The 22,544-nt window shown below is 33.3% G+C and carries 23 protein-coding genes; 13 read left to right on the top strand and 10 right to left on the bottom strand.

Annotated elements, in window-relative coordinates; genetic code table 11:
- Window positions 1–7: 7 nt before the first annotated feature.
- Genes ACSBO6_RS17740 through ACSBO6_RS17725 form a run of 4 tightly spaced genes read left to right on the top strand, consistent with a single transcriptional unit; the run spans window position 8 to window position 5,747 of the window.
- On the top strand, window positions 8–1,027 hold the full coding sequence (locus ACSBO6_RS17740; protein ID WP_498843744.1) for a GlgC family sugar phosphate nucleotidyltransferase: 1,020 nt from the start codon (window positions 8–10) through the stop codon (window positions 1,025–1,027).
- Window positions 1,021–2,454 carry a glycogen synthase GlgA gene (glgA, locus tag ACSBO6_RS17735; protein ID WP_498843743.1) on the top strand — a complete coding sequence of 478 codons (1,434 nt, stop codon included), beginning with the start codon at window positions 1,021–1,023 and terminating at the stop codon, window positions 2,452–2,454. The genes ACSBO6_RS17740 and glgA overlap by 7 nt, the downstream gene beginning before the upstream one ends.
- 25 nt (window positions 2,455–2,479) lie before the next feature.
- Window positions 2,480–4,888, top strand: a complete 2,409-nt coding sequence (locus tag ACSBO6_RS17730) for a glycogen/starch/alpha-glucan phosphorylase (RefSeq protein ID WP_098848659.1) — start codon at window positions 2,480–2,482, stop codon at window positions 4,886–4,888.
- Window positions 4,889–4,925: 37 nt separating this feature from the next.
- A complete protein-coding gene (locus ACSBO6_RS17725; RefSeq protein ID WP_286138566.1) occupies window positions 4,926–5,747 on the top strand; it encodes a lipase family protein in 822 nt (273 codons plus the stop codon).
- Window positions 5,748–5,823: 76 nt separating this feature from the next.
- Here ACSBO6_RS17725 and ACSBO6_RS17720 read toward each other — a convergent pair whose 3' ends face one another.
- Window positions 5,824–6,612: a TIGR00266 family protein gene (locus ACSBO6_RS17720; protein ID WP_098848657.1), complete on the bottom strand. Its 789-nt coding sequence runs from the start codon at window positions 6,610–6,612 to the stop codon at window positions 5,824–5,826.
- Window positions 6,613–7,085: 473 nt separating this feature from the next.
- On the opposite strand from ACSBO6_RS17720, the gene ACSBO6_RS17715 reads away from it, so the two are divergent.
- Entirely contained in the window at window positions 7,086–7,286 is a 201-nt protein-coding gene (locus ACSBO6_RS17715; protein ID WP_088013613.1) for a cold-shock protein, read from the top strand.
- Window positions 7,287–7,347: 61 nt separating this feature from the next.
- Here the strand turns inward: ACSBO6_RS17715 and ACSBO6_RS17710 are convergent, their stop codons facing one another.
- The 3 genes from ACSBO6_RS17710 to ACSBO6_RS17700 all read right to left on the bottom strand — a co-directional run bounded on the left by ACSBO6_RS17710 (window position 7,348) and on the right by ACSBO6_RS17700 (window position 9,699).
- Window positions 7,348–7,809: a TspO/MBR family protein gene (locus ACSBO6_RS17710; RefSeq protein WP_098848656.1), complete on the bottom strand. Its 462-nt coding sequence runs from the start codon at window positions 7,807–7,809 to the stop codon at window positions 7,348–7,350.
- A gap of 108 nt (window positions 7,810–7,917) precedes the next feature.
- A complete protein-coding gene (locus ACSBO6_RS17705) occupies window positions 7,918–8,667 on the bottom strand; it encodes a TraR/DksA C4-type zinc finger protein (RefSeq protein ID WP_498843742.1) in 750 nt (249 codons plus the stop codon).
- 99 nt (window positions 8,668–8,766) lie between these two features.
- Window positions 8,767–9,699: a 1,4-dihydroxy-2-naphthoate polyprenyltransferase gene (locus ACSBO6_RS17700; protein WP_483295219.1), complete on the bottom strand. Its 933-nt coding sequence runs from the start codon at window positions 9,697–9,699 to the stop codon at window positions 8,767–8,769.
- 146 nt (window positions 9,700–9,845) lie between these two features.
- Between ACSBO6_RS17700 and ACSBO6_RS17695 the strand changes: the two genes are divergently transcribed.
- From ACSBO6_RS17695 to menC, 6 genes are all read left to right on the top strand, one after another.
- Window positions 9,846–11,252, top strand: coding sequence for an isochorismate synthase (locus tag ACSBO6_RS17695; protein ID WP_498843741.1), 1,407 nt, complete (start codon window positions 9,846–9,848; stop codon window positions 11,250–11,252).
- Window positions 11,242–12,981 carry a 2-succinyl-5-enolpyruvyl-6-hydroxy-3-cyclohexene-1-carboxylic-acid synthase gene (gene menD, locus ACSBO6_RS17690; RefSeq protein ID WP_098848652.1) on the top strand — a complete coding sequence of 580 codons (1,740 nt, stop codon included), beginning with the start codon at window positions 11,242–11,244 and terminating at the stop codon, window positions 12,979–12,981. Before ACSBO6_RS17695 ends, menD begins: the two co-directional genes overlap by 11 nt.
- 18 nt (window positions 12,982–12,999) lie before the next feature.
- The gene (menH, locus tag ACSBO6_RS17685) at window positions 13,000–13,830 is read left to right on the top strand and encodes a 2-succinyl-6-hydroxy-2,4-cyclohexadiene-1-carboxylate synthase (protein ID WP_098848651.1); all 831 of its coding nucleotides are present in this window, start codon (window positions 13,000–13,002) and stop codon (window positions 13,828–13,830) included.
- The gene (gene menB, locus ACSBO6_RS17680) at window positions 13,827–14,645 is read left to right on the top strand and encodes a 1,4-dihydroxy-2-naphthoyl-CoA synthase (protein ID WP_056473277.1); all 819 of its coding nucleotides are present in this window, start codon (window positions 13,827–13,829) and stop codon (window positions 14,643–14,645) included. The genes menH and menB overlap by 4 nt, the downstream gene beginning before the upstream one ends.
- Before the next feature lie 104 nt (window positions 14,646–14,749).
- Entirely contained in the window at window positions 14,750–16,192 is a 1,443-nt protein-coding gene (locus ACSBO6_RS17675; protein ID WP_098848650.1) for an o-succinylbenzoate--CoA ligase, read from the top strand.
- 11 nt (window positions 16,193–16,203) lie between these two features.
- Window positions 16,204–17,313, top strand: coding sequence for an o-succinylbenzoate synthase (gene menC, locus ACSBO6_RS17670; protein ID WP_498843740.1), 1,110 nt, complete (start codon window positions 16,204–16,206; stop codon window positions 17,311–17,313).
- Between the two features lie 43 nt (window positions 17,314–17,356).
- Here menC and yidD read toward each other — a convergent pair whose 3' ends face one another.
- Entirely contained in the window at window positions 17,357–17,599 is a 243-nt protein-coding gene (yidD, locus tag ACSBO6_RS17665) for a membrane protein insertion efficiency factor YidD (protein WP_098848648.1), read from the bottom strand.
- A 24-nt stretch (window positions 17,600–17,623) separates the two neighbouring features.
- Window positions 17,624–17,770: a YtzI protein gene (gene ytzI, locus ACSBO6_RS17660; RefSeq protein ID WP_098848647.1), complete on the bottom strand. Its 147-nt coding sequence runs from the start codon at window positions 17,768–17,770 to the stop codon at window positions 17,624–17,626.
- A gap of 166 nt (window positions 17,771–17,936) precedes the next feature.
- Here ytzI and ytkD point away from each other — a divergent pair, with 166 nt between their 5' ends.
- Window positions 17,937–18,416: an RNA deprotection pyrophosphohydrolase gene (gene ytkD / locus ACSBO6_RS17655; RefSeq protein WP_098848646.1), complete on the top strand. Its 480-nt coding sequence runs from the start codon at window positions 17,937–17,939 to the stop codon at window positions 18,414–18,416.
- Between the two features lie 132 nt (window positions 18,417–18,548).
- Here the strand turns inward: ytkD and ACSBO6_RS17650 are convergent, their stop codons facing one another.
- The 4 genes from ACSBO6_RS17650 to ACSBO6_RS17635 form a co-directional block, all read right to left on the bottom strand.
- The gene (locus ACSBO6_RS17650) at window positions 18,549–19,355 is read right to left on the bottom strand and encodes an ABC transporter permease (protein WP_098848645.1); all 807 of its coding nucleotides are present in this window, start codon (window positions 19,353–19,355) and stop codon (window positions 18,549–18,551) included.
- Window positions 19,348–20,112, bottom strand: coding sequence for an ABC transporter ATP-binding protein (locus ACSBO6_RS17645; protein WP_498843739.1), 765 nt, complete (start codon window positions 20,110–20,112; stop codon window positions 19,348–19,350). Before ACSBO6_RS17645 ends, ACSBO6_RS17650 begins: the two co-directional genes overlap by 8 nt.
- 12 nt (window positions 20,113–20,124) lie before the next feature.
- The gene (locus ACSBO6_RS17640) at window positions 20,125–21,117 is read right to left on the bottom strand and encodes an ABC transporter substrate-binding protein (protein WP_483295220.1); all 993 of its coding nucleotides are present in this window, start codon (window positions 21,115–21,117) and stop codon (window positions 20,125–20,127) included.
- A gap of 187 nt (window positions 21,118–21,304) precedes the next feature.
- On the bottom strand, window positions 21,305–21,793 hold the full coding sequence (locus tag ACSBO6_RS17635; protein ID WP_098848642.1) for an RrF2 family transcriptional regulator: 489 nt from the start codon (window positions 21,791–21,793) through the stop codon (window positions 21,305–21,307).
- 238 nt (window positions 21,794–22,031) lie between these two features.
- On the opposite strand from ACSBO6_RS17635, the gene ACSBO6_RS17630 reads away from it, so the two are divergent.
- Window positions 22,032–22,475, top strand: coding sequence for a carboxymuconolactone decarboxylase family protein (locus tag ACSBO6_RS17630; protein ID WP_098848641.1), 444 nt, complete (start codon window positions 22,032–22,034; stop codon window positions 22,473–22,475).
- Window positions 22,476–22,544: the final 69 nt, after the last annotated feature.

Raw genomic sequence — 22,544 nt, 5'->3', positions numbered from 1 at the left:
TTATTTGATGAAACATACTATGCTAGGAATAATTGAGGCGTCAACACATTTTGAATCTTTAAAGCCGTTAACACAGCATCGACCATTAGCAACTCTTCCTTATGCAGGTCGATATCGTTTAATCGATTTTATGTTAAGTAATATGGTGAACTCTGGTATTACGAGTGTCGCTGTATTTCCAGATAAACCTTATCGATCAATTATTGATCACTTAGGCTCCGGTAAACATTGGGACTTAAATCGTAAAAAAGATGGACTATTTATTTTTACGCCAGAACCAACTGATGGAGCTTTTGGTACATTCGATTTCATTGAAAAGCATATTCAATTTTTACAACGTTCTACTCAAAAGTATGTAGTAGTAGCAAATAGTTATACGATTTGCTCAGTGGATTTCAGACCAGTTTTAAAGAGACATGTTGAAACAAAGGCACAAATTACTGAGTTAAAGCAGTTCGGTAAATCTTTAAACATCTATATCCTTGAAAAAGAGTTATTGTTAAAGCTTTTTGAAAATTTCCACGAAAAAGGCTATGAAACAATTATGGACGTTGTACGTGATCAAAATAATGAAGTTGAACTCAGTGCGTATGAAATACCTCAACAGGTTTCAATCATTCGAACAATTGAGGATTATTTCGAGCAAAGTATGAAATTATTAAATCCTGAAATATGGAATCAATTATTCTTAAAGTCTTATCCTGTCTTTACTAAGGTTAAAGATGAGCCACCAACAAAATATTCAAAAGAAGCAATTGTAAAAAATTCAATTGTAGCTAATGGATGTGAAATTGAGGGAACGGTTGAAAATAGTATTATTTCAAGAGCTGTGAAAATTGGAAAAAATACAATTATTCGAAATTGTATTGTTATGCAAAAATCAAACATTGGAGATAATTGTATATTAGATGGTGTTATTTTAGATAAAGATGTTCGAATAGAAGATGGTGTTGAAATAAAAGGAAGCTTAAGTGAGCCAGTTGTGCTTCAAAAAGGTTCAGTTCAAGGAGCGTTGATTCAGTGGTAAATGTTTTATATATTGTTTCAGAATGTGTACCATTTGTTAAATCGGGAGGGCTTGCAGATGTTGCAGGCGCTCTCCCAAAGTATTTAAATAAACTTAATACGAATGTAAGAGTTATGCTTCCATTTTACTCGTTAATACCTGCTAAATTTAGAGAAGAAGCTAAGCTAGTTAAAGAGCTAACGATAAATCTAGGTTGGAGAAAACAGTATTGTGGTTTATTTGAATTGAAATTAGAAGGTACAACTTATTATTTTATTGATAACGAGTACTATTTCAATCGAGATAAGTTGTATGGTCATTTTGATGATGGAGAGCGTTTTGCATTCTTTTCTTTAGCTGCAATTGAATGTATTAAAGAATTAGACTTTAAACCTGATGTTATTCACTGTCATGACTGGCATACAGCAATGATTCCATTTTTCATGAAAGAGTATGGTGCATTAAAAGATATTAATCCAAAAATGAAATCTGTATTTACAATCCATAATCTTCAATTCCAAGGCGTATTCCCAAAAGTAGTAATGGACGATATGTTAGGGATCGATGAACAATATTTCCGCGATGACTATTTAAAATTTTACGATTGTATCAACTTTATGAAAGCTGGAATCATTTCAAGTGATTCCGTAACAACTGTTAGTCCAACATATAAAGAAGAAATTAAGCACGAATTTTTTGGAGAGCAACTTGATGGTCTATTACGTGAGCAAGATCACAAACTTTTTGGGATTGTTAACGGAATTGATGAAACAATTTATAATCCAGCTACTGATCCAAAAATTCACTCTAATTACGATGAATTTACAATCGAAAATAAGATAAATAATAAATTGAAATTGCAGGAGTCACTTGCATTAAAAATGGATGAAAATATTCCTATTATTGCAATGGTTTCTAGATTAACAAGCCAAAAAGGCATTGATCTCATTCAACATGTTTTCCCTCAAATTATGGATCATAATGTCCAAGTAGTAATTTTAGGTTCTGGTGATTCAGAATTCGAGAACTTCTTTAGAGCAATGGAGCATAATTACTACGATAAAGTTAGAGCCTATATTGGATTTGATGAACGCTTTGCTCATCAGATTTATGCAGGTGCAGATTTATTCCTAATGCCTTCACTATTTGAACCATGTGGTCTAGGTCAGCTAATTGCGATGAAGTATGGATGTGTACCAATCGTAAGAGAGACTGGGGGGCTAAATGATACTGTCTGGTCATATAATGAAGAGACGAAGAGTGGAAATGGTTTTACTTTTACGAACTATAATGCTCACGATATGCTTCACACAATTGAACGTGCATTGAGTATTTATGAGAATAAAAAGCATTGGAAATCAGTCAGAAGGAATGCAATTAGAAGAGATTCAAGTTGGTTAAAATCAGCTAAAGAATATGCAAAATTATATTTGCAATCTTCAAAGTAAAAATCTTTTAGGGTGAGGTGATTCCATGTTTTCTAGTGTGGAGGAGTTTGAGTGGTGTTTTAAAGAGAAGCTAGAAAGTATGCATGGAAAGAGTACTGCAGATAGCACTACTCAAGAGCGATTTCAAACACTCGGAACGATGATTCGTGAACATATAAGCGGTAATTGGCTGGGAACGAGTGAACAATACCGCTTAGAGCGAAAAAAACAAGTATATTATTTATCAATTGAATTCTTATTAGGAAAGCTTTTAAAAAGTAATCTAATTCATCTAGGGCTTAGGGAGTTATGTGAATCTGGCCTCGCGAGATTAGGCATTTCTTTGAGTGATCTTGAGGAGTTTGAAAGCGATGCTGGTCTAGGGAATGGTGGATTAGGACGATTAGCATCATGTTTTCTGGATTCATTAGCATCTCAAGACTTGCCTGGTCATGGATGTGGCATTCGCTACAAACATGGCCTATTTGATCAAAAAATTGTTGATGGATATCAAGTAGAGCTGCCTGAACAATGGCTGAAATACGGAAATGTTTGGGAAGTTCGAAGAGATGATGAAGCAATTGAAGTTTTATTTGGCGGAGAAGTAGAAGTATATAATAATAAAAATCGATTGGAATTCCGCCTTCATGGTGCAGAAGCAATCACAGCCGTACCATATGATTTACCGATTATCGGCTACCATACAACTACTGTAAATACATTGAGATTATGGAGTGCTGAAGCGTCTACTCATTCTTCAAATAAATCACTAATGAAATATAAGCGAGAGGCAGAAGCAGTTTCAGAATTCTTATATCCTGATGATACACATGATGAAGGAAAGATCTTACGTCTAAAACAGCAATATTTTTTAGTTTCTGCAAGTATTCAAAGAATAGTAGATTCATATAAGGAGCAGTATGGTAATATTCGTAAACTTCATGAAGAAATTGCTATTCATGTAAATGATACACATCCAGTTTTAGCGATACCAGAATTGATGAGAATTTTAATCGATGTTGAAAAGTTATCCTGGGATGAAGCATGGGAAATTACAACTCAAACGATTTCATATACAAATCATACAACTTTATCGGAAGCACTTGAAAAGTGGAGAGTTGATTTATTTAAGCCGTTATTGCCAAGAATTTATATGATTGTAGAAGAAATAAATGAAAGATATTGTAAAGAGCTCTGGAGCAAATACCCAGGTGATTGGGATCGAATTGAACAAATGGCTATAATCGCTCATGGAGTCGTTAAAATGGCTCATTTAGCAATTGTAGGCAGTAAGAGTGTAAATGGAGTTGCTGAAATCCACACCGAAATTTTAAAACAAAGAGAAATGAAGCTTTTTTATGAGTATGAGCCATTCAAGTTTAATAATAAAACAAATGGTATTACTCATAGAAGATGGTTACTTCAATGTAATCCCGAGCTTAGTAGTTTAATAAATGATTCGATAGGAAACGGTTGGATACAAGAACCAACTCAACTTGAGAATCTATTAGAATATCAAGATGACGATGCATTTTTAACGCAATTTATGAGTGTAAAGAAAAAGAGAAAAGAAGTTCTCGAAAAATATGTACACTATACAAATGGAATTGCATTAGATACAGATTCAATTTTTGATATTCAAGTAAAGCGGATGCATGCATATAAAAGACAATTACTAAATGTTTTACATATCATGTATTTATATAATCGTTTAAAGGAAGATTCACATTTTAAAATGCATCCAAGAACTTTTATTTTTGGCGCAAAGGCATCTCCTGGTTACTATTTTGCTAAAAAGATCATTAAATTAATTCATTCAGTGGCTGATATTGTTAATAATGATCGATATATTAGTCAATTTATTAAAGTAATTTTTATTGAAAATTATCGAGTTTCATTAGGTGAAATTATTTTTCCGGCAGCGGATATTAGTGAACAAATCTCGACTGCAAGTAAAGAAGCTTCAGGTACTGGGAATATGAAATTTATGATGAATGGTGCTTTAACACTTGGTACACTTGACGGAGCAAATATTGAAATCTTAAGAGAAGTTGGCGAAGAGAATATATTTACATTCGGTCTTACAGCTGACGAGGTATTAAATTATTACCAATACGGTGGATATAAAAGCAGTGACTATTATCATCATGATCCGCGAATTAAAAAGGTGTTAGATCAAATGCTTCATGGATTATTCCCGTTACCAAGAGAAGAATTTGAACCAATTTTTGATTCGCTCATGTCTTATAATGATGAGTACTTTTTACTTAGAGACTTCTCCTCATATGTAAAAGCGCATGAATGTATCAATCAAACGTATCAAAATAAAAGAGATTGGTCTATAAAAAGTCTTAACAATGTTGCGAAATCTGGATTTTTTACGAGTGATCGCACGATTCGTCAATACGCATCAGAAATTTGGAATATTCATCAAAGAACCTTACACCATTCTTAACCTCCTCTTAGATAATTAGGAGGTTTTTCATTTATTGATGAATATTCGGGAAAGGAGAGATACGTTGAAATTCCTTTCGGTTGACTATGATAAGGCCTTAGAATTATTACTTTGCATTGAACAGGCATATGCTCAGTATGATAATGATGGTAAATTTATGGTCCCATCAAAATATTCATTAGTAGATACAATTAAAGCACGTGCAATTAGAGAACTAGAATGGTTTGGCTATATTATTGAAAATGATGTATCTGTGATTATTGTGTTTCGAGGAACGATGTCAGATTTAGATTGGTTAGCTGATCTGAAAATTGATCAAGACTTGTTCCCATATGTGAGGAACGGTGGGAATGTTCATTCTGGGTTTCTATCAATTTATCAATCTTGTCGAGAAATGCTTTTAGCAATTGTGAAGGAAAAGGCTCTTTCAAAAAAAATATTCATAGCGGGGCATAGTTTAGGTGGTTCATTGGCCACGTTATTAGGATATGAAATAACAATGACTGGAATTTGTAACCCAAATGTTTATTCATTTGGCTCTCCAAAAGTAGGAAATACAAAGTTTAAAGAAAGCTATGACGAAAATGTTAGGCATAGTTTAAGGTTTGTAAATTTATATGATATGATCCCTTTAAGCCCACCTTTTAAAATAGAATTGAAGCCATTAAAAATTTATTTAGAATACGTTCAAGTGAAACAACCAATTACTTTTGCATTAAATAAAGGTTCTATTCGAAGTAGTCACGATCTATCGACTTATATTGAAGGTGTTAAAAAGATGCAGTCAGATTTTGATTATACTCCAACTTTTACTTACAAATTACGTGAAAACGAATTAGTTGAAGAGGAAGTAATCTAATGGAAAAAAACTAGTCAAGATTTTAATGACTAGTTTTTTTTATGTAAACTAAATAACGCTTTTATAGTAGCCTGAATTAATCATTACCATCCAGTAGATTACCAAGTCCGCCTAATATACTTCCTTCTTCTTTAGATGAGTTTGGTAAGTATTGGCCAATTCGAGAAGCTAATCTTGCTAAAGTTAATGATTGAACCCAAATTGTTCCAGGACCTTGTAATGTAGCGAAGAATAGACCTTCTCCTCCAAAAAGTGCAGTTTTTACATTTCCAACATATTCAATTTCATAATTCACACCACCAGTGAAGCCAACGATACATCCAGTATCAATTTTAACTTTTTCACCTGGTTGAAGTGTTTTTTGGTAAATTGAACCACCAGCATGTAAGAAAGCAAGTCCATCACCTTCGAGTTTTTGCATGATAAAGCCCTCACCACCGAATAGACCGGTACTCAATTTCTTTCTAAACTCGATTCCAACTGAAGTTCCTTTTGCTGCTGCTAAGAAAGAATCTTTTTGACAAATAATTTTATTTCCATACTTTTGTAGATCTAACGGAATAATAGTCCCAGGGTATGGAGCGGAGAAACTGACTGTTTTTAAAGTGCTTGAACGGTTAGTAAAACTAGTCATAAACAAGCTTTCGCCTGTAACTAGGCGTTTACCAGCTCCGACCAATTTTCCAAATAATCCACCTGATTGTGATGAACCGTCACCAAATATTGTTTCAAGTTCGATGCCATCATCCATCATCATCATCGCGCCAGCCTCAGCAATGACAGTTTCCTTCGGATCAAGCTCTACTTGTACAAACTGCATATCATGGCCATGGATTTTATATGTAACTTCATGAGAATTTTTCATTTTTATTCCTCCTTTTAGTTTAACTATACAAATATTGTATTACTAAAATCTAATTATTTAAAAATAAAAAATTAGATAAATTATTACAGAATCCTCATTTATTTTTACTGCTTAATGAGAAATTATACCATTTTTAAAGGAAGCCAGGTGGGTCTAAATGTATAAAAGATGAATTATAAGAATTATATAAAAAATTCCCTCAATTATGGCTAAGTGTCATTGACGCACTTTTTTAGATATGATATATTTAAGTTACTATTAACTGCATATTTATTTGAAGGTAAGAAATTAACGATACATTTGCACTACAAAATTTTTAGTAACGCTCATTTTTCTTTGTCTTGAAAAGAAGTTTTGACCACTTTCAATGTTGTAGCAATCCTAAGCTGATTGGACAATGACGTTCTTTTTCTTCACCCCTCTTTTATGCACGCATTAATAGTGTATATATGTATTTCTAGGAGGTATTATCGATGGAATTCGGTAAAGTTAAATGGTTTAACAGTGAAAAAGGTTTTGGATTCATCCAAACTGAAGGTGGAAACGACGTATTCGTACACTTCTCTGCAATTCAAGGCGAAGGTTTCAAAACTTTAGAAGAAGGTCAAGAAGTTGAATTCGAAATCATCGAAGGAAACCGTGGACCACAAGCTGCTAACGTAAACAAAAAATAATTTTTGTTATGTTCAAGGCATCCTTTTTTAGGATGCCTTTTTATATTAATATAGAAATCTATCAATTTAGTAAAAAGATATTGTAGTTTAAATAAGTTGCAAATAATGACCAAATAGAATAGGGAATAAGTAAAACAAATGCAGTTTTTGACTGTTTATAAGCGATTGAAGCTAAAAGAACTGCTGTAACAAAGACGAGTCCACAATCAATTGTAGCCATAAGTAAATCTTTTTGTTTGAATTGAAAATAACTAAATAATTGATTAAATACATAATTAATAATCAATATAAAATAAAACCCTTTAGCTTTTTTGAAGGATTCTCCTGAAGAAACGATTATACATACGCTTAAAGAAATGAAAGAATATAAGAATGCCCAAATAATTCCGATTGTTTTTCCTGAAGGAGTATAGCTAGGTTTATTTAGATGAGCATACCAAGCCGAGTCGACCGGAAATAGAATAGAAGAAATAAAAAATAAACAGTATATGGAGAAAAATAACACGATTAACTTAATATTCATAAAACCTCCTCAATAAAGTTGTATTGATTAAGTATATGTATATATTTTGAAAATATAAAAAAAACGATCACATTGTAGTAATCGTTTTTTCATGAAAGGCTAACTCACTTAGTACTTTTCAATATCTTTTACATCAATTTCAGATAACTCACCATTTAAAGCTTGTTCCTCATAATCATCAAGATCTTGTTCATATTGCTCGTGTTTTTTTGTAGGATAGACAGTTCGATTTTTTCCGTAAATATCTGTACCGATAAAGTTTTCAAATTCTTCAACATAACCTACATTTTCATAGCTCTCAGTAAATGTGCTTCCATACTCTTCAATATTATTGAATTCAAAATCAGACGGTGTTTGAGAATTACCATATCTTTCAACATCTTGTAATGCGTCTTCAGCGTCATACATCATTGAGCGATCTTTAGGATCTCTACTAAATGGTGGGTTTAGAACTTCTTCCTCAATAGGACGATCGTATCTTATACTAGAACTTGAAATATGCTGATCGTGAGTATGTTCAATCAGTGCTTTAGCTGTTGGAAGAGCTTCCAGACGTTCAAAAGGTATTTCTTCACCACTTACTTCACATATACCATATGTTCCATTTTCAATTTTTTCTAAGGCTGTGTTAACATCATTTAGTTCATTTCTTAAATGCTCATGAAGAGAAATATCTTTTTCACGCTCGAATAATTCTGTACCTAAATCACCCGGGTGGTTGTCTGCAAGTGAAAGCTCATCAACAGAATCTCTAAGTGAATATGGTGTAAAGGCTGGATCATTTAGTCTTTCTTCTATATGTTTTTTTTGTTTTAGTAATTCGGTTTTTAAAGTTTGGATTTGTGATTGTGAAAGCATCATGCTCCCCCTTTTCAATAAATGAATATGACTACCCATATTTTGTTCAAAAAGGGGGAAAACATGAATTAAGTTTTTTGAGGAATTGTTCTTTCTTAATTAGGAAAAAATATTTCCAATTATTAAGCCTATAACAAGAAGGAATCCCATTATAGTATTTGTTTTTGCTGTTGCTGCCATGGCTGGCATCATTTCAATTGGTTGGGTTTTACCTATAAATCCTTTTGTTGCTTTAATAGCAACAGGAACACTTATTAAGGAAATAAGCGCAAAAGGTGTAATTAAATTCGTGATAACAAATACAATAACTAAAGCATATGCAACTGCAAATAATGAACCAATAAAGATAATTGAATTCTTTTTACCTAATAAGATAACAAGTGTTTTTCGTCCATTTTCTTTGTCATTATCTAGGTCACGAATATTATTTGCTGTTAAAATTGCTCCAATTGTAATTGAAGTAGGAATAGAAAGTAAGATCACATTTGTTGGTAAATTTCCAGCTTGAATATAGTAAGTAATTCCAATAATGACAACTCCCATAAAAAAGCCTGCTACTAACTCACCGAATGGAGTGTATGCAATTGGAAGTGGTCCCCCAGTATAAAAATAAGCTGCTGCCATACAAATAAGTCCAATAACTGCGATCCACCAGCTACTTTGAATACAAATATAAATACCTAATAAAAGTGCGATACCAAAAAAAGTAAAAGCAAGATTTATAACAGTTGAAGGTTTAATACCATCTCTTACGATTGCTCCACCGATACCGACTGAACCTTCATGATCAAGCCCTCTTTTATAATCATAATATTCATTAATCATATTTGCAGCGGCTTGGATTAATAAACTTGCGATCAGCATTGATAGAAATAAAAGTAAATGAAATGAGTGATCTATGTGCGCTAACATTGTTCCAATCGCAACAGGAATGAACGCTGCGGTTAATGTATGTGGTCTTAATAAATTCCACCATGTTCTAAAACCTGTTGAGGAAGTTGGAGATTGAATAGTTGGTTGCATTTTTAACATCCTCCTTTTTAATATTATTTGAAAATGTAGGTCATTTTACTTTAAAAAAGTATGGACGAACTTCATAAAATTGACAGTCTACATTCATCGTTGTATCTTTAGTTATATCATGTATTTAACGTATATTTAAGCTAGGGGGAACTATTATGCTTAGAACAGGTCAAATGGAATCGATTGCCTTCTTTGAGGACTCTCTTCAAAAGGCAAAAGCTTGTTCAAAACGCTTCATTTGTAAAGTGGAAAAAATAATGAATATCCATCCCCTAAGTGTTTACCATTTTTATCATGAACTGGGTTTTACTGAACGCTTTTATTGGTCAAACCAAGAAAACTCATTAATTCTCACAGGAATTGGTACTTTAGTTCCTTTTCATCATAGTACAGAAGAACAGTATTCTGCAATAGAAAAAGAATGGAAACGCTTTGGAGAGCAAGTGTATATCGAGCAAGAAAATTGCTTTGGTACAGGACCGATAGCTCTTGGGGGTTTCTCTTTTTTTGATAACTATAAAAATGATCAAGATTGGAAGAATTTTGGTACTTCTCATTTCTATGTACCTAAATTAATGGTGACGGTTACAAACGAAGGGACATTCATCACAACTAATTATGAAATTAATGAACAAACTTCAGTAGAGGATTTATTGCTTCAATATAAAGAATATGACGACTTTTTAGAAAAGTTTGGAATGAAGCAACCTAGCTTTACACAATCAGAATGTATTAACAAAGATGAATTTGAACCAAATGAATGGATTCAAAGTGTAAAAAAAGCAATTCGTCAAATGAAAAAGGATGAATTAGAAAAAGTTGTTTTAAATCGAACTTTAAATGCAACATTTTCTAAAGAAATAAATTCAACAAAAGTAATTTATGAACTAGAAGCAACAAGAAATGTTAACTATGTTATTTCTTATCAATTAAAAGATACTGTATTTATTAGCGCTACACCTGAGAGATTAATTTCTAAGAAAAATAATACAGTTTCTTCAATGTGTCTTGCTGGATCTGCCGCTAAAGGAAGAACAAAGGAAGAAAACAAAGAAGCTTCAAATTGGTTATTAAATAGTAAAAAAAATATTGGTGAACATGCTTTTGTTGTAAATTATATAAAAGAAACGCTTCAACAATATTGTAATGAATTATTAATACCTTCAACACCAAGAATAATGGCGACAAAAAGCTTATTACATTTATTCACGCCAGTTGAAGGAAAGTTATATCATCATGTTTCTTTAATTGAATTAATTCAAGCACTACATCCAACCCCTGCACTTGGAGGATTTCCTAAGGAAGAAGCATGTAAATTAATACGTGAACTTGAACCTGTGGACCGAGGTTGGTATGGTGCACCGATTGGATGGATTGATTTAAATGGGAATGGTGATTTTGCTGTAGGGATTCGTAGTGCCTTAATTAAAGGAGATAAAGCAAAATTATATGCTGGTTGTGGTGTTGTACAAGATTCAAAACCAGAGGAAGAATTTTTTGAAACTGGTGTAAAGTTTCTGCCAATGCTAAATGCATTAGGAGGGTTACGAAATGAAAGATAATGAAGCACTAACAAAGTATATTGGCGCTCTTGTAGATGAAATAAGTGCATTAAATATTAAAAACGTTGTAATAAGTCCTGGATCACGGTCTACACCAATAGCGATGTTAGTAAATGAGCATCCGAAATTAAAGTCATATATTGCTGTAGATGAAAGAGGGGCAGCATTTTTTGCTTTAGGTATCGCTAAAAGTACGAAACAGCCTACAGTATTAATCTGTACTTCTGGAACAGCTGCTGCTAATTATTTGCCAGCTATATCTGAAGCAAAAGAATCTAGAGTTCCATTGATTGTACTGACAGCCGATCGACCACATGAGCTTAGAGATATTGGTGCACCACAAGCTATGAATCAAATTGGTTTATATGGTTCATTTGTAAAAAAATTCATTGAGCTAGCCTTACCAGAGGCTTCTACTGCAATGTACCAATATGCACGTGCAAGCGTTAATCGACTGTTCCGTTCTTGTATGACCGCTCCAATCGGGCCCGTACATATGAATGTGCCACTTCGAGAACCATTGGTTCCAAACTTTTCAATTGAGGATTTATTTTCAGCAGGAAAACGTAAAAATTCTGCTCACACAATTCTTACTGAAACGCTAGCGACAATATCAAATGAAACAAGTAGTGAGTTCACCAAGCTTTTTCAATCAAAAAGAAAAGGCTTATTAGTTTGTGGTCCGTATGTTGAAGAAGAAGCCTTAAAGAAGATTAAAACTTTAGGGAAATTATTAGACTATCCGGTTCTATGTGATCCTCTTTCTAATGGAAGAACGATTGGTGGTAATGAAGAATCGAATGTGATTGATACATATGATACATTTCTACGTTTTGATGATGTTGTTGATTCGCTTGATTCTGAAGTTATCATACGATTCGGAGCAATGCCTGTATCTAAAACCTTTAGCCAATATATACAAAAGCAAAAAGATTGCGAGCTAATTGTAATTGATGAAGGAGACCTATGGAGGGACCCAACGTTAAAAGCAACTCAAATGGTTTCTTGTGATGATATCCAGTTTTGTAATGCAATTTTGGAGTCTTATCAGAAAACAAGTAGTCAAGAAATAGATTGGTTAAATAAATGGAAAACAATTAATGAAAAAACAAAAAATGGACTACAACAAGCAGAACAGTTTGATGAACTTTTTGAAGGGAAAATTGTTCAAGTTTTAGCAAAAAATTTACTTGAAGAAAGTACGTTGTTTGTTTCAAACAGTATGCCAATTCGTGATGTGGATACATTTTTACATAATCAATCTAAAAAGTTTAAAATTGCTTGTAATCGAGGGGTAAATGGAATTGATGGGACAATTGCAACCGCATTAGGGATGGCAGCTGCTGGAGAAAGTGTCACTTTATTAATTGGAGATTTATCTTTCTATCATGATTTAAACAGTCTAGTTCTTTCTAAACTACATCATTTAGCTTTAAGAGTGATCCTTGTTAATAATGACGGGGGTGGAATCTTCTCGTTTTTACCTCAATCAAAAGAAGAAAAACATTTCGAAGACTTATTCGGAACTCCTTTAGGATTGGAATTCGAGCATGCTACAGCACTTTTTGGAGGGGTTCATACAAAAATTCATAATTGGTTTGAACTTGAAGATGAATTAGCTAAAAAGAATAATGGATTACATGTAATTGAAATTCAGACAAATCGTAAAGAAAATTATGATCTTCATCAAAAAGTTTGGAGCCTTGTCAAAGCAGAATACGAGAAATGAAATTAGGTGTTCTTGATCATGGAAATTAAAATAAATGAGGTCACATATTCATACACTGAATCTGGCCAAGGACAAACAATATTATTATTGCATGGTTTCACAGGTTCTAAAACGACTTGGGGAAGTTTAATAAGTAAACTAGTAGAACGGAATTATCATGTCATCGCTATTGATTTATTAGGACATGGATTGACAGATAGTCCAATTAGTGAAGAGCGGTATAGAATGGAGTTTGCTGCTAAAGATCTACATGATTTTTTAGAACAAAAGCAAATTGATTCTGTACATCTATTAGGCTATTCGATGGGAGGTAGACTAGCCCTCTATTTCGCTTTAGCCTATCCAACAAAAATTAGATCGCTTATATTAGAAAGCTGCACTGCTGGTCTTCAAACGGAAAATGAAAGATTAGCCCGGATTAAACAAGACAATCATTTATCTTCAATGATCCTAAATGAAGGAATTGAAGCATTTGTTAATTATTGGGAAAACATTCCCTTATTTTCAACTCAAAAGAATTTGCCATCAGAACAACAACAAAAGATAAAACAAGGAAGATTAAATCAGTCTCCAATTGGCTTAAGTAATAGTCTAAAAGGGATGGGAACGGGCATTCAACCATCTTTATGGAGTGACTTGAAACAATTTAAAAAACCTACTTTATTAGTTTGTGGCGAATATGATGAAAAGTTTTGCTTAATAATGGGGAAAATGAACGAGAAGCTAGAAAATAGTGAAATTAGTAAAATTCCACAAGCTGGCCATGCAATTCATGTGGAACATTCGGAAAAATTTGCTACAATAGTAATTGGGTTTTTATTGAAAAGAGAAAAGGAGGAAATTTCATGACTATTGAATGGGTACAAGAAAGAAAGTATGAAGAAATTCTATATTCTACATATAATGGAATTGCAAAAATTTCAATTAATCGTCCACACGTACATAACGCATTTACACCATTAACAGTATCAGAAATGATTGATGCATTTGCATATGCAAGAGATGACGAAAAAATTGGTGTTATTATCTTAACAGGTGAAGGCGGAAAAGCATTCTGTTCTGGTGGAGACCAAAGCGTTCGCGGACACGGTGGTTATGTTGGTCAAGACCGCATTCCTCGTCTAAACGTACTAGATTTACAACGCTTAATTCGTGTTATTCCGAAGCCTGTCATTGCAATGGTAGCTGGTTATGCAATTGGTGGAGGTAATGTATTAAACGTAGTATGTGACTTAACAATCGCTGCTGAAAACGCTAAATTTGGACAAACTGGTCCTAAGGTTGGTAGCTTTGATGCTGGTTATGGCTCAGGCTATTTAGCTCGTATTGTAGGGCACAAAAAAGCTCGTGAAATTTGGTACTTATGCCGTCAATATAATGCACAAGAAGCATTAGATATGGGCTTAGTTAATAAAGTAGTACCTTTAGAAGAATTAGAAGCTGAAACAGTTAAATGGGCTGAAGAAATGCTTGAAAAATCCCCAACTGCACTTCGCTTCTTAAAAGCAGCAATGAATGCAGATACAGACGGATTAGCTGGACTTCAACAGCTAGCTGGAGATGCAACACTTCTTTACTACACAACTGAAGAAGCAAAAGAAGGTCGCGATGCATTTAAAGAAAAACGTACACCTGATTTCGATAAATTCCCACGTTTTCCTTGATTTGATAAAAGCTTGATGAGAAATCATCAAGCTTTTTTTGCACCACTCATCAATCAGGAGAGTATTCCTAAATAAACTTTGATAACAGTCAGGAAGTGTTTTTGATGAATCAAATTCCGAATTTTTTGCTTGAGAGAGTCAGATTAACTCCTAATCGAATAGCCATTGCAACGGATGAGGAGGAAATTACGTTTAAGGAATTACATGATCGAGTTATAAATCTTGCATATAAATTTCATCATGTTGGTATAAAAGATGGTTCTCACGTTTCAGTTTTAATGAATAATTCCGTTGAATTTATAGAAGTTGTTTATGCACTTCATTTTATTGGAGCAACATCAATTTTACTGAATATAAGATTAAGTAATGACGAAATAGTCTATCAATTAGAAAATAGTGATTCTGAATTTTTAATTGTCGCAAAATCAAATACGCTGAAGATACCTGAAAATATAAAACTGTTAAATATAAATGAAATAGAGAACAGTGAATCAAAAGAATTTCCAATCAAGTCTAATTTTGATGGAGATAAAATCGCAACTATGATGTACACATCGGGTACAACGGGATTCCCAAAAGCAGTTTTACAAACTTATTCTAATCATTGGAGCAGTGCAATTGCTTCAGTATTAAATTTAGGATTAGATCATAAAGATGTGTGGCTTGTTTGTTTACCAATGTTCCATGTGGGTGGTTTATCCACTGTTTATAAGAGTGCGATTTATGGTATGAAAATTGTATTAACGAATAAGGCTGATGCACCTACCATTAGAGACAGCGTCAAAAAGCATAATGTAACAATTCTATCAGTTGTAACAAAAGTATTAAATGACCTCCTAACAATTGTTGAAGGTACAGATGATTTAAACAGCATAAGAGCAGCATTACTTGGTGGAGGACCTGCTCCTATACCTCTTTTACAAAAAGCAAGCGCATTAAAAGTCCCTGTATATCAAACGTACGGTATGACTGAAACTTGTTCACAAATTGCAACGCTTTCTCCTGAATATATGCTTTCTAAAATTGGTTCTGCAGGTAAAGCCTTATTTGGGTGTACCCTTGAGATCAGAGATAATCATAGAACTTGTTTACCAAAAGAAGTAGGAGAAATTGTAGTAAAAGGGCCGAACGTGAGTAAAGGGTATTATAAACTTAGCAAGTTAACTGATTCGTCAGAGTATCTATATACTGGTGATTTAGGTTATGTAGATGAGGACGGATTTTTATTTGTAGTTGACCGCCGAAGTGACTTAATTATTTCCGGTGGTGAGAATATATATCCAGCTGAGATTGAATCAGTATTATTATCGCACCCAGATATCATTGAAGCTGGTGTAACAGGCAAAGAAGACCCAAAATGGGGAAAAGTACCTGTCGGATTTGTTGTAAGTAAATCTTCTAATCCTCCGTCACAAGAAGAACTAATCGAGTTTTGTCGAGATAAAATCGCAGGGTATAAAATTCCAAAGAAAATAGTTTATGTAGACAACCTACCAAGAAATGCAACAAACAAGCTAGTTAGAAGAGAACTACTTAAGCTTCTATAAGGGGAATAAACATGTTAATTAAACAAGTTGAATTATTTTTAATTGAACAGCCTCTAAAAATACCTTTTAAAACAAGTTATGGTACATATGAAAAACGTGAAAGTATTATTGTTAAAATTTTAGATGCTAATAGAATATGTGGATATGGAGAAGTGGTTGCTTTTTCGGAGCCGTGGTATACCGAGGAAACGATTCAAACAGCTCTTCATACTTTACAGGATTTTTTTATTCCAATCTTATTAAATAAGCGGTTTAATCATCCTAGTGAAGTTGCTATTCAATTAGATCAATTTAAAGGCAATCAAATGGCCAAATCTGGGCTTGAAGGCGCATATTGGGATTTGTATTGTAAACTAAATTCAATCACTTTAGCAGAAGCTTTAGGGGGTAATAAGGCAGAAATACCAGTTGGAGTTGTAATTAGTATAGATGAACCAATAAAAATGTTGAAACAAATAGGTGCATTTATAACTGAAGGATATGAACGATTTAAAGTTAAAGTTTCAAAAGAAAATGATTATGAAATTGTATCAACTATAAGAAATAGCTATCCAACAATCCCTCTAATGATTGATGCCAATTCAGATTATTCAATTGAAGACATTCCGAAACTAAAAAAATTAGATGAATTTAATCTGTTAATGATTGAACAGCCCTTTGGGGAGCGCCAATTCATCGAGCATGCAATTCTTCAAAAGGAAATTTCTACTCCAGTCTGTTTAGATGAAAGTATTTGTTCGATAGAGGATGTTCAAATTGCGTATGAATTGAACGCTTGCGAAATCATTACAGTAAAACCTGGGAGAGTCGGAGGGTTAACTAAATCAATTGAAATTCATGATTATTGTGTCGAAAAGAATATTCCAATTTGGGTCGGAGGCATGATTGAAACAGGGATTTCTAGAATTCAAAACGTTGCATTAGCATCTCTTCCCGGTTTTACAATACCTGGAGATATTTCGGCTTCATCTAGACATTGGGAACATGATCTCATTTTTCCAGAGGTAGCTTTAGAAAATGGAAAAGTTAAAGTACCAGTTGACTCTGGTTTAGGGGTAGAAGTGGATGAAGACAGAATCCGAAGCATTTCTAAAAATATTTATAAATATACTTCTCAGTAGAAAGGGTAAAAAAAATACGATCAAATTAAACTTGTCATTCTTTTCAAGTTTCTTTGACCGTATCTTTTTTTATTTTATCAGGTACAGGATCATAACCACCTGGATGTAGTGGGTGACACTTAAGTATTCTTTTGGTTGTTAAATAAGTTCCTTTAAGCGCACCGTGGGTTTGTATTGCCTCTAATCCATAACTAGAGCAAGTAGGATAGAATCTACACGTTGGTGGCGTTGCAGGTGAAATCCATTTTTGATAAAATCGAATGATTCCAATTAAAATTTTATTCATAAACAAACCTTTCGTCTGCTTAAATTATTTCTCATCATGGTTATTTTTCATTTTTATATCTTCTAGCTTATCGACTTTATGTTGTACACCGTAGCCTTTATTTACAGAAAGAACGAAAGCACCGAATACAACAACGATAATTATTCCACTAACAACAAATACTCCAGTCATACTATATCCTCCTAAAAAAAGTTATACTACTATGATATAGTATACTGTCCAATATGAAAGAATCAAATGTTTTCATAAAGTTTTAGGAATATTATTTCAATAATGATGAAACATTTTAATAGAAATAGTACAATGGAAAAACAAGTATGAATGTAGGAAGGTTAAAATGTACATATTTAAAGATTTTTACCATAATACAGTTGAATTATCATTTGAGAAACATCCATTTTCATCCGATCCAAAACATGTTTGGGTTATTTGTAAATACAATGACCAATGGTTACTAACAGACCATCAAAGAAGAGGATACGAATTCCCAGGCGGAAAAGTAGAAGAAGGCGAATCACCTGAAGAAGCAGCTAAACGTGAAGTATTAGAAGAAACAGGTGGAAATGTATCTAAAATTAATTATTTAGGGCAATATCGTGTTACAGGTAAGGATAAAATTATTATAAAAAATATTTATTTTGCCGAAATAGGCGAACTTTTAACACAAAAGCACTATTTTGAAACAAACGGACCTGTATTAATAGACGAGTTTCCACCAAACATTAAAAAAGATCGCCGATTTAGTTTTATCATGCGTGACGAAGTATTTTCACAAAGTTTAAGTTACTTGAATACTAAAAAAAGCTCACTTTTATAAGATGAGCTTTTTTAGTGTTTATGAGGAAGAAAAACATCCCGAAAAAGGAAAAAGGTTCCTCATAAGGGGGAAATCTCGCGACATAAAAAAAGCTCACTATTTTAGGTGAGCTTTAATACGTATTACGCCAAATTATTTATTTATCGTTTTTCTCTCAATAAATTCAACAATAATATACATCAAACCAGCACATACACTTATGATTCCTACACTCATTAGTACGAGTGTGAAATTAAATACTTGGAAGCCATAAACGATTAAATAGCCAAGTCCGTTTTTTGAAACTAAGAACTCTCCGACTATCACTCCTACCCAAGCTAAGCCGACATTTACTTTTAATGTTGAAATGACGGTAGGTACACTAGCAGGAAAGATAACATTTTTAAAGATTTGAGTTTTTGTAGCTCCAAAACTTTTAATGACTTTTACGTAGTTTTCATCTACTTGTAAGAAGGCTTGATAAATAACCAACGCTGTAATGACAAAGCTTATAATGATCCCCATTGCGATGATGGACGAATATGAGGGGCCAAAAATTACGATGATGATTGGACCAAGTGCGACTTTTGGCATGGCATTAAAGACGACTAAGAATGGATCTAGTACTTTTGAGGCGAATGGATACCACCAAAGAAAGATTGCCAGAATGACCCCGAGAATAGTTCCTAAAATGAATCCAACGAGTGTTTCAGTGATTGTAGTCAAAGCATCATGATAAATCGAGCCATCTCCTAATTTTGTGCTAAGTAAATCGTAAATTTTAGTAGGTGAACTAAACAATAATGGGTCGATTATTTTTCGATGACTTAAAAGCTCCCAAGCTATAAAAAAGATCATTATAATTAATAGTTGAAAGAAAAAGATGAGTAGCTTTTTACGGCGATTTTTTTTGACAACACTGGCGTGATAGGATTTTAGTTCTTCATTTACTTTATCCATGTTTCTCCAACTCCTTCCAAATTGCAGAAACATAAGAAGAAAAGAGTGGTTGGTGTCGTGTTTCAAAAGGGGAGCGGATACGTAATTCTTCTGGTAAATTGAAAATTTTTGATATTTTTGTAGTAGCTTTTGTTAACGTAATAACCCGATCACACATGGCTACTGCTTCTTCAATATCGTGAGTTACTAAGATAGCAGTAGTATTTAACTTCTTAAATAGATTGAAAACTAACTCTTCAAGCTTTACTTTATTTTGATAATCTAGAGCTGAAAATGGTTCATCCAATAATACAATTGAAGGGCTTGTAGAAAGTGTTCTCACTAATGCAACGCGTTGTCTCATCCCACCGGATAGTTCTCTTGGATATGCATTTTCATAATCCTTTAGCCCAACTTCATTTAACAACTCTAGCGTTCGATTTTTATTTTCTTTTGAGTCTTTATCTAGAATCTGAAGACCTAGAAAGATATTTTCTTTAATCGTTTTCCAAGGGAATAAATAGTCATGCTGCAGCATGTAACCAATTTCCCCGGATTTTATATTATAAGATTTACCTTTAAACTTTACTGTACCGTCATATGGTGTAAGCAGTGAAGAAATGATTGATAAAAGTGTGCTTTTTCCACAGCCACTTGGACCTAATACGGATACAAATTCACCTTTTTCGACTTCAAACGTTAAGCCATCCAATATTTTAATTGCTTTTTCCTTCGATAAAAATACATGAGATAGATCGTTAACTGTTAAATAACTCATTTTGTTAACCTACTACTTCTCCGTAGATTTTTCAGCGAATTTTGTATCAACTAAAACTGAGTGTGGAACTTCTTTAGGTAATACACCGGAGTTCTTCATAATCTTTTGAAGATTATTCCACTCATCTTCTTCTAATATTGGATTTGTTGAATAAGAATTTTGAGACTTATAACGTTCAATAACTTTTATTGAAATGTCTAAAGGCGTATCTTTAAAGAATGGTGCAACACTTTTTGCAATCTCTTCTGCAGAATGAGTATCAACCCATTGTTGGGCTTCATAAATTGCATCTGTAAATTTTTGAGCCGTTTTCGCATTCTTTTTCAAATAACTTTCTTTTGCGATAAAAGCGGTGTAAGGAACTTTACCGGATTCCAAACCGAATGAGGCAACGATTTTACCTCTTCCTTCTTTTTCCATAATACTTGCTGTAGGTTCAAACAATTGAACATATTCCCCAGTACCTGAAGCATATGCATTCGCGATATTTGCGAAATCAATATTCTGGATAAGGTTCAAATCTTTATGTGGATCGATCCCATGTTGACTTAGGACATATTCGCCAACCATTTGTGGCATTCCACCTTTTCTTTGACCTAAAAATGTTTTGCCTCTTAGTTGGTCCCAATTAAATGGTACAGTTTGATTTCTAGCTACTAGAAATGTTCCATCAGTTTGAGTCAATTGGGCAAAGCTTTTTACTGGGTCATTTGCACCTTGAGCGTATACATATATAGTTGTTTCAGGTCCAACTAATCCAATATCTGCACCGTTTGACAGTACAGCCGTCATCGTTTTATCTCCACCAGCAGTAGTTGTTATTTCGACATCCAATCCATGCTTTTTGAAGATTCCTTCACTAATGGCGACATATTGAGGTGCATAAAACAATGAATGTGTAACTTCAGCAACTCTTACTTTCGTGTTTCCATCTTTCGGTTTATCTTTCGAACATCCACCTAAAATAGAAGCAACTAATAAAAACAAAATAACGAGCCATTTGATTTTCATTTAATCCCTCCTAATCGATAATATACAATTAGCCTATGCAATAGGAATAAATGGGTGAATGCGGAGTACTGACTGTGTTAAAATCTCTCGTTACGTATGATTTATCTAGGGTGTACAAGATAAGCTGGTTGAAGAAAGAAAAACCTCTCTTACTTCCTTTTTTAGGAAATGAGAGAGGTTTTTATTTACTCTTTGAAAAAAAATTTCGAGTATCTTCACGAATTTCATTTGGTAAAACATTTTCTAATTCTTTGTTTAACCATGAAAGTGTTTTATTACGTAAATAATCATGCATTTTTTCTTCGGCAGAGAGCATCACTAAATTGATTGTACAGGAGGCACTTGGAGTACATCCTTTTTCTCTAAAAAGGTAACCGTTATCTTTAATATTTTTACATTGAAATATTGGCTTAGAACCTTCAATTGCTTCAATTACATCCCAAAAAGAAATTTCTTCTGGAGATTTGGCAAGTTTAAAGCCCCCCTTAACTCCTGGAACTGAACTTACAATACCAGCTTTAGACAACTTACTAAAAATCTTTGATAGATATGTATCTGAAACACCTTGAAAGAAGGATAAATCCTTTATTCCAATTGGAGAATCTTCAGGAGTGTCAATTAAATAAACAAGGCAGTGAAGTGCATACTCAACTCCAACGCTATACTGCATTAAAACACCTTCTTCGTAAATAAGATTATTTTTAATTAATCTTAGAAATGTTTTATTTCTTTGTCAAACAATTACTTTTAGAAGCAATTCAAGGGTAAAAGAGGTTTGACATAATGAAATAAATGACATATTATAGATAATATAAATCGGCGATTAATATTGTCGCTAATTTATAGATTTCCAAGAACGACACTAAATTCAATTATTTTTAGAATTAACTTTTTTAGGGGGAATTAAAATGGAAAAACAAATTAATTATTATAAACTGGCACCAGAAGCATTAAAAATAATGATGGAAATGGAAAAGTATATTAAATCAGCGGGTATAGACGATAAAATTCGTGAATTGATTAAAATACGCACTTCACAAATAAACGGTTGTGCATTTTGCCTTGACATGCATACATCTGAAGCAAGAGAAATAGGCGAAACGGAACAACGTTTATACTGTATTAGTGCATGGAGAGATTGTGATTTTTACACAGATGCAGAAAAAGCAGCTTTAGAATTAACGGAGCATATTACAGAAATTTCGAATAAAGGCATATCTGATGAATTATATAATCGTGTAAGAAAACACTTTACTGAGGAAGAATATGTAAATCTTGTATTCATCATCAATCAAATTAATAGTTGGAATCGTATCTCTATTTCTATGGGGAATAGACCAGCTGAAAAATAAGAACCTAATCAAATTCGTAGTGGTATTAATAAAAGAATGAGCCGATTATCGGCTCATTCTTTTTATTTT

This window comes from Bacillus sp. AL-1R (genome assembly GCF_052180195.1).
Taxonomy (GTDB): Bacteria; Bacillota; Bacilli; order Bacillales; family Bacillaceae_G; genus Gottfriedia.
Note: the sequence above shows the minus strand (reverse complement) of the source record. Positions and strands in the feature narration are given on the sequence as shown.

Coding starts and splice junctions, on each gene's coding strand:
- menB (WP_056473277.1), top strand. CDS start 13,827: ATGACTATTGAATGGGTACAAGAAAGAAAGTATGAAGAAATTCTATAT.
- ACSBO6_RS17710 (WP_098848656.1), bottom strand. CDS start 7,809: ATGAATATTAAGTTAATCGTGTTATTTTTCTCCATATACTGTTTATTT.
- ACSBO6_RS17675 (WP_098848650.1), top strand. CDS start 14,750: ATGAATCAAATTCCGAATTTTTTGCTTGAGAGAGTCAGATTAACTCCT.
- ytkD (WP_098848646.1), top strand. CDS start 17,937: ATGTACATATTTAAAGATTTTTACCATAATACAGTTGAATTATCATTT.
- ACSBO6_RS17630 (WP_098848641.1), top strand. CDS start 22,032: ATGGAAAAACAAATTAATTATTATAAACTGGCACCAGAAGCATTAAAA.
- ACSBO6_RS17635 (WP_098848642.1), bottom strand. CDS start 21,793: ATGCAGTATAGCGTTGGAGTTGAGTATGCACTTCACTGCCTTGTTTAT.
- ACSBO6_RS17645 (WP_498843739.1), bottom strand. CDS start 20,112: ATGAGTTATTTAACAGTTAACGATCTATCTCATGTATTTTTATCGAAG.
- ACSBO6_RS17715 (WP_088013613.1), top strand. CDS start 7,086: ATGGAATTCGGTAAAGTTAAATGGTTTAACAGTGAAAAAGGTTTTGGA.
- menC (WP_498843740.1), top strand. CDS start 16,204: ATGTTAATTAAACAAGTTGAATTATTTTTAATTGAACAGCCTCTAAAA.
- ytzI (WP_098848647.1), bottom strand. CDS start 17,770: ATGACTGGAGTATTTGTTGTTAGTGGAATAATTATCGTTGTTGTATTC.
- ACSBO6_RS17705 (WP_498843742.1), bottom strand. CDS start 8,667: ATGCTTTCACAATCACAAATCCAAACTTTAAAAACCGAATTACTAAAA.
- ACSBO6_RS17650 (WP_098848645.1), bottom strand. CDS start 19,355: ATGGATAAAGTAAATGAAGAACTAAAATCCTATCACGCCAGTGTTGTC.
- menH (WP_098848651.1), top strand. CDS start 13,000: ATGGAAATTAAAATAAATGAGGTCACATATTCATACACTGAATCTGGC.
- yidD (WP_098848648.1), bottom strand. CDS start 17,599: ATGAATAAAATTTTAATTGGAATCATTCGATTTTATCAAAAATGGATT.
- ACSBO6_RS17725 (WP_286138566.1), top strand. CDS start 4,926: ATGAATATTCGGGAAAGGAGAGATACGTTGAAATTCCTTTCGGTTGAC.
- ACSBO6_RS17740 (WP_498843744.1), top strand. CDS start 8: ATGAAACATACTATGCTAGGAATAATTGAGGCGTCAACACATTTTGAA.
- menD (WP_098848652.1), top strand. CDS start 11,242: ATGAAAGATAATGAAGCACTAACAAAGTATATTGGCGCTCTTGTAGAT.
- ACSBO6_RS17695 (WP_498843741.1), top strand. CDS start 9,846: ATGCTTAGAACAGGTCAAATGGAATCGATTGCCTTCTTTGAGGACTCT.
- ACSBO6_RS17700 (WP_483295219.1), bottom strand. CDS start 9,699: ATGTTAAAAATGCAACCAACTATTCAATCTCCAACTTCCTCAACAGGT.
- ACSBO6_RS17720 (WP_098848657.1), bottom strand. CDS start 6,612: ATGAAAAATTCTCATGAAGTTACATATAAAATCCATGGCCATGATATG.
- ACSBO6_RS17730 (WP_098848659.1), top strand. CDS start 2,480: ATGTTTTCTAGTGTGGAGGAGTTTGAGTGGTGTTTTAAAGAGAAGCTA.